The sequence below is a fragment of the Rhizobium centroccidentale genome, assembly GCF_030182565.1.
In the GTDB taxonomy this organism is placed as follows: Bacteria; Pseudomonadota; Alphaproteobacteria; order Rhizobiales; family Rhizobiaceae; genus Rhizobium.
Window position 1 is genome coordinate 360,029 of the sequence record NZ_JAQJCG010000001.1, and the last position, 12,690, is coordinate 372,718.

Consider the following 12,690-nt stretch of genomic DNA (forward strand, 5'->3'; position numbering starts at 1 on the left):
ACTTTTCGTGTTGGAAGGAAAAAAGCGGGGCGCACATTGGCGCGCCCCGCACAATGGGTTTTCACTTTTCGATGCCGCGATCCTTGAAGGATTGATCGATGGCCTTGTCGATCTGAGCGCGGACGCCTTCGAGGTTAAAGCTGGCTCCCCGCTGGCTTGGCGGGTACTTGATGAAGGTTTCCAGGAAAGCGGCGGCCTTCAGCTGAGCTTTTACGAGAAGGAAGTCACTGCGCACGAGCCAATCATTGTACTGGTCGGAGACGACGTCGGCGCGTTCGTAGGGATCCATCCTGAGGTTGAATAGCTTCGGGACGCGCCAGGTCGTGAGAGGCGTCTGCCAAACTGCAACCCGCCGGGAGCGGGCTGTTCATGGAAGACAACCTTCCACTCGTCGAAGCGCGTCGCGACGAGATTGCCGTCGTCATCGAAGTAGAAGAACTCGCTGCGGGCACTCTTGTCGGATTTGCCTGTGAGATAATCGAGCTGATTGTAGCCATCAAGATGGTTCTTGAAGGTCGTACTGCTGCCATCGGGCTTCCAGCCGTTCAACAGCCGGTCCTTGACGTCGGCATCGCCTGCCGCGGCAAGAAGGGTTGGGAACCAATCCAGGCCGGAAAACATCTGGTTCGAAACCTGGTCTGGTTTGATACGACCCGGCCAGCGAACCATGGCAGGCACCCGGAAGGCACCTTCCCAGTTGGTGTCCTTTTCGCTTCGGAAAGGTGTCGTTGCCGCATCCGGCCAGGACCATTGGTTAGGACCGTTGTCGGTCGTATAGACCACGATGGTGTTGTCGGTGATCTTCAGATCATCAAGTGTCTTTAGAAGCTTTCCGACGTCGCCGTCATGTTCAACCATGCCGTCGGCATATTCATTGTAACTCATGCCGCTTTGACCACGCATCGATGCGCGAACATGGGTGAAAGCGTGCATGCGAGTGGTGTTCATCCAGGTAAAGAACGGTTTGCCCTGCTCAACCTGCCTCTTTATGAAATCGATCGCGGCGCCCGTCGTCTCGTCGTCGATCGTTTCCATTCGTTTCTTCGTGAGAGGACCGGTATCTTCGATCTTGCCATCGGCCGAAGCCTTCACGACACCGCGGGGTGAATAGGCTTTCAGGAACTCCTTGTCATCCTTCGGCCATGTCGGCTGTTCCGGTTCTTCCTCGGCATTGAGATGATAGAGGTTGCCATAGAATTCATCGAAGCCATGATTGGTCGGCAGATATTCATCCTTGTCTCCAAGGTGGTTCTTGCCGAATTGGCCGGTGGCGTAGCCAAGCGGCTTCAGTGCCTGGGCGATGGTGATGTCGGAAGCCTGGAGGCCGACCGGCGCACCCGGTGCACCGACCTTGCACAGACCCGTTCTGAGGCATGCCTGTCCGGTTATGAAGGTCGAGCGACCGGCCGTGCACGAGTTCTCGGCATAGTAGTCGGTGAAAAGCATGCCTTCGTGAGCGATGCGATCGATGTTCGGTGTGCGATAGCCCATTAGCCCCATGGAATAGGCGCTGATATTCGTCTGGCCAACGTCGTCGCCGAAGATCACAAGAATGTTCGGTCTGGTGGAGGCGGCCGAATTGGCCGACGCCGTGGTGCCAGCGGGCGCCGTCTGCGCATGGGCCGACGTCAGGAACGTCGTCGACGTCAAGGTCATCGCGACGGCAACCGTCGCGGAAAAGAGCTTTCTGGAAACGGAGGTCATTGTGACCCCCTGGCAATCCGGTCGTTGAACATTACGGTCTCCCTGTCGTCGGGCGGACGGATGCCGCCACATCTGGATCGTCGTCAGTCGACGCAAGGAGAGACTTCGTCTTTATGTACGTGCACGGAAGTACGCAACGGTAAATGGGCACATTGTTCGTAGTAAATGTTGCCGTAAAATACGAAGAACTTATTGCGTCAGCGGCTTTGAGTCCGGGTCTTCAGTCAAGGTTGCGCCGACGTCGGTTTGCGAACGGCTCTTTCTCGGCTGTTCGACAACGGTGAGTGGCGCCGAAATCGTCGTAGCGGCAACCGTTCCGACCGTTCTTGCCGTGCCGCCGATAACGGCAGCAACGCCCTCTCCGAGGGGAACGTTGGAATCCGTCAGTGTCTGGCCCGTCATCAGTCTTTGGCCGATAAGTTGGACGATCTGCGGGCTTTCGGCGAATTTGCCATGATTCATGCTGTCACCGCTTTTCACCTTCGTCAGGTCGATTGCCGTGATCCCGGCCTTTTCCAGATGTGAGCGATAAGGTTCTTCGGTCGGGTTGATGGCACCCAGTCGCTGGACGCGTCCGGTAATCAAGCTGGAAGCGGCAAGGGCGCGGTCGTCCTGAGAGACGAAGATCGTAAATTTGGGCCGGGGACGGCCCATTTCGACGAACTGCTTGGCGAAAACCTGAATGTCGATATCCGGGGAAGCCAAGATCACATCGCGAATTTTGCGGTCGACGTGACCATCGCGAATCCCCATCTGGCGTAGGGATTCCATAGCAAGCCATGTTCCCATCGAATGGGCAAGGATAGTGATGTCCTTGACGCTCGGATCTTGCGCCAGGATGCGTAGCGCCTGTTCAAGTGCCGTGCGAGAATAGTTGGTGCTCTCCTTGTCATATTCGTAGGCAAACAGGCTCGCGCGCGAAGGCCAGGTGAACAGGATCGGCGTCGCCTTCATGCGAGAATCATGAACAATCTGCGCCAATCGGAAGACCGAGTCCTCGTATTTGTTGTTGAAGCCATGGATAAAGACCAGGGCGTGACCATCCTCGACATGCTGCTTGAACCATGCCCTGCCTTCCAAGACCGTGTCGATCTGTTTGACACGCGTGACGGCGAAGTCCGTGCTTGGATTGGGTGGCAGGCGCTTTGGCCATTGGACCGTGCCGGGATCCCGCTTCGCTGGAATCGAGACGGCAATCTCCGTCAAATAGGGCTTTGGGCTGCGTTCGCCATTGAACAATGTTGCCGGGTTGCCCGAGGGTTGCCGGGTCGTTGCCACCAACATGTCGACCTGCGACGTCTTCAAGGTGGCAGGACCAAGCGCGATGGGCGTCATCACGCCAGCGGGATGGCCGCAGCCCGAAAGCAGAAGCGATGCGGCGATGGTGAGGCGCCGACACATCCGTACCATGCGAATGACCTTGTTTGGGGCCAGGTGTCGATACATGGGCGCTCCATTGTTGAATTGCCGGCACCATCAGCAATCACGCGCGCGCGTGTAAGTACGCAACTGTAAACGGCAGTCAATTTACGCGGTCTGGCATACCATTTACCGTTGCGTACTTCCGTGGGCGATTGGCTTGGTTTTCTCTCTCGCGAATAGAAGCTGGGAGAGCATCATCGTGAGACTGTTCATCCTCATATTTTTTCTATTTGTCGCGAATCTGGCCCATGGCGCTGAAGAAGCGGCCCATAGGACGCTTAGCAACGAAATAGAGCGCAAGGCCGTGCAGGCCGCGGTTTGGGGAATACCTGCGGTCAACTACGATCTCATGCGGCAGGAGATGCTGAACAAGACGCCCGGAAAAGTCGGCCAGGTGATCTATTGGGGCAGGCCGCTTGACTGGAAAAACCAGACCCTTACGCCCAATCCCGATGCGCTTTACTTCATGGTGTTCTTCACCACGAAAGACGGCCCGATCGTACTTGATCTTCCACCGGCGGAAGGAAATGCCTCTTTCAACGGCAATGTTGTGACAGCATGGCAACTGCCCCTGGAGGATGCCGGGCTGCTCGGGATCGACAAGGGCAAGGGCGGAAAATTCCTGATCCTGCCCCCGGGGTATAAGGAAAACCCGCCGGAAGGCTACATCCCACTCCGATCGGAAGTCTACGGCGGCTACATGCTGTTCCGATCGAACCTTGCCAGTCATAATGACGCCGATGTCAAGGCATCGATCGACTACGGAAAGAAGCTCAAGGTCTATTCCCTTTCGGATGCCGGCGCCCCGCCCGAGACCGTCTTTACCGATGTGAAGAACGTGCTTTTCGATTCCACCATCAAGTGGGATGCCAGTTTCTACGACAATCTCAACCGAGTCATCCAGGAAGAGCCGTGGCTTGTCCGCGACCGGATCATGATCGATCAGCTCAGGTCGATCGGCATCGAAAAGGGCAAGCCCTTTCATCCGGACGCGACCATGAATTCGCTGTTGACCGCCGGCATTCATGAAGCGCGGGCGCTTCTTGAGGCGAAATACGATGCAGGCCTGCCGCCATTTTTCTCCGACACGAGCCGTTGGACCTTCCCGGCATACCTCGATCTGATCAAAGCCGCGCAAGCCGACTTTGACGAGCCGGACGCATATCCCGTCGATCATCGCGGCGTCGCCTACAGCTATGCCTATATCGGCATCAAGCGGCTTGGGGCTGGTCAATTCTACTCGATTTCGATCCGGGACAAGGACGGTCACCCGTTTGACGGCGGCAAGACCTACAAATTGCATCTGCCCGCGAACGTACCCGTGCAGCAATACTGGTCCGTGACTGCCTATGATCGCGAGACGCACGCGCTAATCAAGCATATGTCTCGCGCAAGCCGTTCTTCCCAAATCCCAGGCCTTGCCAAGAATGTCGACGGGTCGGTGGACCTATTCTTCGGGCCGAGCTCGCCAAAAGGTAAAGAGGCCAACTGGATACCCACTGATCCCGAGCGGAAATTCGAACTGATGTTCCGCGCATATGGTCCCACCAAAGCCTTCTTCGACAAGAGCTGGAAGCCTGACGACGTCGTAAAAATCAAGTGAGGGGGAATGCATAAAGACGAGAGCATGTGCCACAGCTACCTTCATCTGCGTTCTCGCCGGCGCCGCACAGGCTGCGGATTATGAGATGACCACACAAATTCCGGTGCAGATTACGACGCCGGGCAGCGTTGATATCCGGATCGGCAAGCTCGAATTCTACGCCGCGGAGCCATGGTTTGATCAATCCTGGAAGCTGGAAGACTTCGTCGAGGTCAAATTACCCGAACCAACCCTTTCGCAAAGTTCGAACGGAGACCGATCATGAAGCGAAATTTCGCTACCGCCTTCTTGCTTTCGTCGCTGCTTGCCTCCGCTGCGCTCAGCCAGGAGACAGCTGCGACCTATAAATTCGACCAGGGCTATCCGACTGCTGAGACGAGTGCGAGGGCGCAAGACAATGCCGACCTTCAGCGCGCGCTCGTCGCCTATCGCTTCTGGTATCCGACGGTGTCGGTTGAAGGCATCTTTAATGGTAACCGCGCCGTCGGCATTAATGACAATGAAGCCATGGGCGGCGCCGCCGCAGGGCCGCGGCAGATTGGTTTTACGTTGAATTCCGATACGCCTTACGGTTCGGCAACCCTTGATGTCTCCAAGGGGCCTATTGTCGTAGAGTTGCCGCCAGGCGCCTATATCGGTCTGGTCAACGACCACAATCAGGGCTGGGTTCTCGATATGGGATTACCGGGGCCGGATGCGGGCAAGGGCGGAAAACACCTGATCGTCGGTCCCGACTATCGGGGCAAGATCCCGAAGGGATATCTGGTTGGGCGAACACCGACCTACAAAAACCTGCTCGCAGTGCGTGCTCTTCCTGTCGGAGGTGATCAGGATAAGGCATTGAAAGCGCTCGAAGCGATCAAGGTCTATCCTTTGGCGGATCCAAAGCAGAGATTGAAGTTCGTCGATACCACCACGATGGATCTGGATAGCACATCTCTCAAATGGGAAGACAATATCCAGTTCTGGCAGAAGCTGAATGACATCATTCAGCAGGAGCCGGTCGTCGAAAAATTCCTGCCGATGTACGGATTGCTGCAGGCACTCGGCATCGAAAAGGGCAAAGACTTCAAACCCGACGATCGGATGAAAGCGATCCTAGAGAAGGCTGCGAAAGATGGACGCGACCAGCTTCTGGTTTCGGCCTTAGACAGCGGCCGCGCCGACAAGATCGCCTGGTCCGACCGCAAATGGGAATGGGTCGGTCTGGTGCCGGGCAGCGCCCAATTCGAGACGCGGGCGGGCGTCGATCTTGAAGCGCGCGATCGCTGGTTTGCGCAGGCGATCGTCACCTCACCGGCGATGTTCCGACGGACCGCAGGCGCAGGCTCGCTTTATTGGTTGGGAGCGCGCGACGCATCGGGCGCCTGGCTTGATGGTGGCAAGACCTACAAATTGTCGATCCCGCAGCCGGTTCCCGGCAAGCTCTTCTGGTCGGTCACGGCCTATGACGCGCAAACCCGATCGGAGGTTCAGACGGACCAGGGCAAGGCAGCGCTCCGCTCGCTGTTCGAACTCAAGGATGTCAAGGGCAGCGATGCGGTCGATCTTTACTTCGGACCGACAGCCCCTCAGGGCCAGGAGGGCCGATGGATCAAAACCGTTCCCGGACGAGGCTGGTTTGCCTATATTCGTATCTACGGCCCGGACAAGCCCGCCTTCGACGGTACCTGGAAGCCAGCTGACTTCGTCGAGGTGAAATAGGGGCGCCGTGTCGGCTCGTGGATGTGTCAGCGCGCGAAGGCATCGCGTGTCATACGATCGGTCATCCGAAGGGATGAATCGGCCGGAAAGCCAGGGACGCTCTGGCTTTCCGGCGCGAAGTCGCGCCAAGGCTGTAAATCGGCAAGGTCATCGCTCAATGCGGCCTTGCAGATCTACAATCCCGTATGCCGATTGAGAGCGGCACTGCCATGCAAGAACGGGAGCCAAAGCGGAGCAGAAACGATGATCCTGGATTATATCGCACTTGCAATCCTCATCTTGGTCATCTTGGTGTTCGTCTATGGTTTGATTGCGATCCACGATATTCCCTATGAGATCGCAAAGGCGAGAAATCACCCTCATCAGGATGCGATCATGGCAGCTGGATGGGTCAGCCTCTTCACGCTGCATGCAATCTGGCCTTTCCTGTGGATCTGGGCGATGGCCTATCGGCCTGATCTTAGCTGGGGCACTGATCATACGCAATTGCAGGCACGCGTCGCCGAGCTGGAGAAGCAGCTCATGGCACGGAGGCCGCCCGTCGAATGACCACGCTGCTCTGCCTCATCTATATTGCTATCTGCGTCGTGCTGTTTCGGTTTCTGCGCGTTCCCTTGACAAAGTGGACTGTTACGACGGCGGTTGTTGCCGGTTTTTTCCTCGTCGGTGGGATAGTGGTGCTCATGAGCTACAATCATCCCTTCTCGACCAACGGGCGTATCTACTTTTACGCAACGCCGATCAGCCCCACCGTCAACGGGCAGGTCATCGACGTGCCGGTTACGGCCAATACGCCGGTTAAGAAAGGGGACGTGCTCTTTCGCCTCGATCCCCGTCCATTCGAATATGCCGTCAAGCGCAAGAAAGCGGCTTTGGCAGCGGCAGAACAGGCTGTCGCCGAGCAACAGGCGGCTCTAAAGGCGGCAAATGCCGCAGTCGACGCGGCGTCTGCCAGCCGTGATAGGGCCAAGAACGATTATGAACGCCACGCGGCGGCCAATCGAAATCCCACACGATCTCCATTTTCCACCGAGCAGGTCGAGGATTTGCGCAACGCCTACATTGCCGCGGAGGCGTCGCTTGCCACCGCACAGGCCCAGGCCGAACAGGCAGAACTGGTCGCCAACAACAAGGTGGATGGTGTCGACACCAATGTTGCCCAGCTCGAGGCCGAACTTGCCAGAGCAGAATTCGAGCTGGAGCAGAGCGTCTACAAGGCACCGACGGACGGTTACGCCACGCAAGTCTTCCTTCATCCTGGGATGATGGCTGTCTCATTGCCCTTAAAGCCGGTTATGACGTTCATTCATACGGACCGCAGGATATTTGCCGCGTCCTTTGATCAGGTTGCGCTGCAGCGGGTGAATGTTGGCGATGAAGCGGAAATTTCCTTTGCCGGCATCCCCGGCCGCGTCTTCAAAGGGAAGGTCGAAAATGTCTTGCAATATATGGCCGAAGGGCAGCTTGAGCCCTCCGGAACGCTGCTTTCGCCAAGCCCTCCCTTCGGCGAGGGTCGGGTGATGCTGATTGTCGATATTGTCGAGGATGTCTCACGCTTCAATCTGCCCGGCGGGGCCACCGCAGAGGTTGCGGTCTATACCGACCACTGGATCGAGTTTGCAATCATCCGCAGGATCCTATTGAGGATCAAGGCTTGGGAGAACTATCTCGTTTTCGAGCGTTAGGAGGGGCTAGACCGCTTGCAGAAGACTTTTGGAGCGGGTTCCGTCTAGCTGCCGCTTGTCTTTTGCGGAAAAAGGAAGACAAGCCCTGCCTTCAGGCCCCATTGCGGTCCATCTTTCGGTCCCTCGAGCCAGTATTTCGCACCGAACGACACACTCACCGTCTGTTCGCCAAATTTCATGATCTTCGAGAAGGAAAGGGATATGGGCAGCGTATAGTCGTGTGCCACCCAGTCGTACGAAAAGTCGATATTGGTCGAGATCGTCCGTCCCTGCCCAATATGCCAAGCCAGGAAAGGCTGGATCTCCGTCGTATTGACCCGTGTCCTGCCGCCAGCCCCGGCCACCGACCATAGATGGTCCGCCGACAGACCAATGCTCATCGACTTTGTCTGCAGTAGCAGGAGCCCCGAAGGTCCTATGGAAAGCTTTCCCGTCCCGAATCGATCATTCGTTGCCGTCGGCAATGAGAATTCCGGTCCAAACGCCCAGACCAGGGGGCCGTGGTGGGCTGGCGTAAAGGAAAGATTCTGGCTGATATCGCCGATTCCGAGCCGCCCGCCGGCAGAGCCAACGGGATCGCTATAGGCGATGGGGATGTCAGTGTGGGAGATCATGTTCCAATCATCGGTCAGTGCAAACGGAATGACCGGTTCTATGTCGAGCGTGGCGGAATAGGTTTTGCCATCACCCCAGCGACCGATATCGAAATCACTGTGAACCGGAACACTCACCATGAATGAGGCGGGATTGGAGACCTTCCGTGCCAGTTCGTCCACATCGTCTTCGGCGAGCACAGGTGTCGCTGAGACAAGCGCTAGCAGGAAGATGGTGCGGTTCATTTTTTGCTCCCGATGATGTTGCCATACTGGCATTCAAAGCGGGAGAGGGAAGTACGTTACCGTAAATGCTGCCGTAACAGCGGTCCTCAGAACAACCGGCCCGCTGACCGCTATTTCGGCAAGTATTCCATTCATACCCACCCGATCATCGGCGTCGCTTTGAACATAGCCATGCCCGCTAGGAGCGCACAGACGCTGGCCAAGGTAAAGCGTCCACTATAGGCGCGATCACCCAACGCTAGAGCATATGCCACCTTTGCGGTTGTATTGGCAATGACGGCTGCGCCGAGAGCAATTGCAGCAAACTCGGTGCCTATTGTGTCAAGGAGGCCGGCGATCGTAACGGCAATTGCGTCAATATCTGCGAGACCCGAGAGCGTCGAGATGACGAGCAAACCGGATTCTCCGAACCAGGCCGCCGCGGCCCTGGCCAGAAAACCCACGGCTACAAGCAGGAGGGCAGTTTTCAAAACGGAAAGCAGTTCAAACGGATTTCGTGTGCCGGATTGAGCGTGCTCAGCAGTGTTGTTCCTCGCAAACAGCAATGAAAATGCTGCCATCACCAAGGCACCGGCAACCAGGGATGCTCCAAGGCGACCGGCGATGGAGGGGGCAAGGATGGCTATATAAAGAAGGACTTTGAGGTAGGAGGCGGTATTTGCGGCTGTGGCGCCGGCAGCCAGCAGCGCGGCCGAATGCCCTGCCGCGCTGAGGCGGGCATTCGTGACGGCAATCGCGGTTGACGACACCAAGCCGTTGACTGCGCCCGAGACGAGTTCGCCGCGAACTTGCCCAAGCGTTTTGACGGCTACGTAACCCACGAAGGAGATCCCCGCGAGAAGGACTACCAACTGCCAAGTCCGAGAAGGGGAAATTCCGCCGAACGGGCCGAGCGGGGCAGTCGGCAGGATAGGTAGAACAATAACAGTCATGGCAAGAAAAACCACCGCCGATCGCAATTCATTCCAGCTCAGGGCGCGAACAAACCGATGCAATATCTCTCGGCTGGCCAGAATTGCCACCAGCGCCACGCCGCCGGCTGCTGCCAATCGCGTGTCACCCAATACGGCCAGGGCTCCCAGGGCAAACGTTGTCATGGCAGTGACGACAGTCGTAACACTGAAATTTCCCTCAGCGATCGACTCTCGAACCTGATAAAGGGCGAAGATCACACTAAAGATCGCGAACATGGCAACGACGACCAGGCCGTCTCGTGCCGGCGGCTCGGAAAGCGCCTGTTCGATGACTCCTGAAAGGCCGCCGAGCATGCCCGCGATCATGAAGGTGCGGATCCCGGCGGTTCGCTTTCCTGCGCCTTCGTCACGTTCTCGCCAGTGGCGTTCGACACCGACGATCGCCCCAATAGCGAGCGCCAGACCAAGTCGTTCGAAAGGTTCTATGCTCTCCATCCCAATTCCTTTCGGAGCCGTGCCGCATGCTTTGTGGCACTGATGGTGACAACAAAGGATGCTGCAGCCAACCAGCTCCGCTTGACTAAGCTGGCTGTGATTGCAAGCGATGCGAGCATGATCTTGTCAGTCTTTTAGCCAAAATCCGCGAGCCTGCGAAGGGACATTTTAATCCTGTGGCGAGCATTTGCACTCACCGTGACTTAGGGTTGTCGCAAAAAACTTTCAGTTTTGCGCCATTGTTGCGTAAATGGCTGTACGCTTTACAGCAGAGCGAATCGCCTCGCGACCCGAACCCGTTCGGGGCGGCTGGATCTGGGCTCCCAGGTTCATATCGGTTCCCTTCAAGAGCGTTGAACAGCCGAGCGGCGGCGACTTCCCAGTGTGAGACCGTTAAATATCCAATACTTCCATTTCCGCGTCAGCCATCTAACGTGTAGCGGCAGCGTCGTTATTTGTCGCGCCGAGATCAGCTCGGATGATGTCGGCCGTTTTTTCATAATGAAGCTGCAGCAGGCGTTCGGCTTCTGCGGTATCCCGATCGAGCACGGCTTTCAGAATCGCTGCATGTTCGTCACCGACCTTGCGCACGCGAAAGGCTTTACGGATGGAAAGCGCTCGATAGCGGTAGAGCCTATCGGCAAGCTGCTCGCAAAAGCCTATCAAGGGTTTTGACCCACAGCCTCCGATCAGCAGGGCATGGAAAGCGCGATGAAGCATTTCCCATTCCGGATTATCCTCGAACCGCTCCGCATTGAGCGAGCGTGGGGTACGCTCCAATCGGTGATGGGCGACTAAAAGTGCCTCTTCCCAGTCGGGCGTCGCATTCGCCATGGATTCACGCAGCGCCAGCGTCTCCACCCAGCAACGTGTTTTCGTCAGCTCGTGCAATTCGTCCAGGCTGATCGGTTTGACGAAGAAGCCGCGCTGTTCCTTTCCGATGACGAGATCTTCTGTCGTCAATCGGTTCAGCGCCTCGCGCAATGGCGTCTGGCCCGCATCATAGTGCTCAATCAGGAAGCGCAGCTGCAGCTTCCGGCCGGGCTCCAGGCGCGTTGAGAGGATGTCGGCCTTCAGGCGCTCATAGATGCTGGTTGCCAATGTGGCGGGGCTTTCCGCCCCTTTTTTCAGCAGGTTGACGTTCATGGCGTTCTCTGGCGTGCAAATCGCTTTTTATATACACGATGGATCGGCAGAGAGAAATTTATAAATTTTATCTTTACGAGGAAAAGTTTGTACATTATGACGGACGTTGACGAGGGAGGATTCAATGAGCGGAGCGGAAAAAGGGGTGCGCGGCACCTTTATGAGTGGCTGCACCTGCCGTGGTATCGATGTCCATTGTCATGTAGTGCCTGCCCGCTTTCCGGCTCAGGCTAACGGTATAGCGGTTCGCGGCTGGCCATCGATGGTGGCCGCTGATGCCTGTCATTCGACCGTCGTCATCGATGACAAACCCTATCGTACGGTCGGCGATGCCTGCTGGGTCGCCGAACGTCGGCTGGAAGAGATGGATAGGACCGGCATCCGGGTGCAAGCTCTGTCGCCTATGCCGGAACTTTTCGGTTACTGGATCGAAACGAACGCAGCTTGCGATCTTATCCGATATGTCAACGACGCGATTGCCGCGATCGTTGCCGAAGACGAGGGGCGCTTCGTCGGCCTTGGCGGGCTTCCGCTTCAGGATGTTGATCTTGCCAACCTTGAACTGCACCGCATTGTCGGCGAATTCGGTTTTCGCGGCGTCGAGATCGGCAGCAATATCAATGGCGTGCCGATCGGCGATCCTCGTTTTCATTCCTTTTTTGCGGAGGCGGAGAAGCTTGATGCGGCGGTCTTCGTGCATGCGGTGCGCCCGACGGGCATGGAGCGGTTGCTCGGGCCGGCTCCGCTTCAGCAGGTGCTCGGATATCCGACCGATGTCGGTCTGGCAGCCGCATCCGTGATCACTGGCGGGCTACTTCAGAAATTCCCAAAACTGCGGATCGCCTTCAGTCATGGCGGCGGCACATTTGCCTCGCTGCTGCCGCGGCTGGAACGGGGTTATTCAGCCTTCCCGGCGCTCAACGAGATTATGCAAGAGAGCCCCGCAGTGCAGGCGCGACATCTCTATGTGGATTCGCTGGTCTTCGATGCGGACATGCTGCACCGCCTGGTCGCCGTGTTCGGGGAGGAGCGCGTGCTGCTTGGAACCGACTATCCTTTCAATTTTCGGGAGAAAGAGCCCGTCGCTCGCATCGAGGAAGCGTTCGCGGACGCAAAGTTGCGCGAGCGCCTGACATTTGCCAACGCGCGGGCTTTCCTGGGTTTGGACGAGGTTTGAT

10 protein-coding genes and 1 pseudogene are annotated in these 12,690 nt (G+C 57.1%); 6 read left to right on the top strand and 5 right to left on the bottom strand.

All coding sequences use genetic code 11. The features are described 5' to 3' along the window. Positions 1–61 precede the first annotated feature (61 nt). Together PH562_RS01575 and PH562_RS01580 are read right to left on the bottom strand one after the other, a co-directional pair. A pseudogene (locus PH562_RS01575) lies at positions 62–1,704 on the bottom strand (arylsulfatase). Between the two features lie 189 nt (positions 1,705–1,893). After that, complete coding sequence (locus PH562_RS01580; RefSeq protein ID WP_285171177.1) at positions 1,894–3,105, bottom strand: alpha/beta hydrolase; 1,212 nt, start codon at positions 3,103–3,105, stop codon at positions 1,894–1,896. 262 nt (positions 3,106–3,367) lie between these two features. Here PH562_RS01580 and PH562_RS01585 point away from each other — a divergent pair, with 262 nt between their 5' ends. The 5 genes from PH562_RS01585 to PH562_RS01605 all read left to right on the top strand — a co-directional run bounded on the left by PH562_RS01585 (position 3,368) and on the right by PH562_RS01605 (position 8,118). Next, positions 3,368–4,729, top strand: a complete 1,362-nt coding sequence (locus PH562_RS01585) for a DUF1254 domain-containing protein (RefSeq protein ID WP_285171178.1) — start codon at positions 3,368–3,370, stop codon at positions 4,727–4,729. An 85-nt stretch (positions 4,730–4,814) separates the two neighbouring features. Further along, entirely contained in the window at positions 4,815–4,994 is a 180-nt protein-coding gene (locus tag PH562_RS01590; protein WP_285171124.1) for a hypothetical protein, read from the top strand. Beyond that, the gene (locus PH562_RS01595) at positions 4,991–6,433 is read left to right on the top strand and encodes a DUF1254 domain-containing protein (protein WP_285171125.1); all 1,443 of its coding nucleotides are present in this window, start codon (positions 4,991–4,993) and stop codon (positions 6,431–6,433) included. The genes PH562_RS01590 and PH562_RS01595 overlap by 4 nt, the downstream gene beginning before the upstream one ends. Positions 6,434–6,676: 243 nt before the next feature. Beyond that, a complete protein-coding gene (locus tag PH562_RS01600) occupies positions 6,677–6,982 on the top strand; it encodes a DUF3302 domain-containing protein (RefSeq protein ID WP_285171126.1) in 306 nt (101 codons plus the stop codon). Further along, a complete protein-coding gene (locus tag PH562_RS01605; RefSeq protein WP_285171127.1) occupies positions 6,979–8,118 on the top strand; it encodes an HlyD family secretion protein in 1,140 nt (379 codons plus the stop codon). The genes PH562_RS01600 and PH562_RS01605 overlap by 4 nt, the downstream gene beginning before the upstream one ends. A 44-nt stretch (positions 8,119–8,162) precedes the next feature. On the opposite strand, the gene PH562_RS01610 is transcribed toward PH562_RS01605, so the two are convergent. The 3 genes from PH562_RS01610 to PH562_RS01620 all read right to left on the bottom strand — a co-directional run bounded on the left by PH562_RS01610 (position 8,163) and on the right by PH562_RS01620 (position 11,512). Then, complete coding sequence (locus PH562_RS01610; RefSeq protein WP_285171128.1) at positions 8,163–8,957, bottom strand: transporter; 795 nt, start codon at positions 8,955–8,957, stop codon at positions 8,163–8,165. Between the two features lie 131 nt (positions 8,958–9,088). Then, a complete protein-coding gene (locus PH562_RS01615) occupies positions 9,089–10,366 on the bottom strand; it encodes an MgtC/SapB family protein (RefSeq protein WP_285171129.1) in 1,278 nt (425 codons plus the stop codon). A 429-nt stretch (positions 10,367–10,795) separates the two neighbouring features. Beyond that, entirely contained in the window at positions 10,796–11,512 is a 717-nt protein-coding gene (locus PH562_RS01620; protein ID WP_113233082.1) for a GntR family transcriptional regulator, read from the bottom strand. A gap of 124 nt (positions 11,513–11,636) precedes the next feature. Here PH562_RS01620 and PH562_RS01625 point away from each other — a divergent pair, with 124 nt between their 5' ends. Then, on the top strand, positions 11,637–12,689 hold the full coding sequence (locus PH562_RS01625; RefSeq protein WP_285171130.1) for an amidohydrolase family protein: 1,053 nt from the start codon (positions 11,637–11,639) through the stop codon (positions 12,687–12,689). Position 12,690 lies beyond the last annotated feature (1 nt).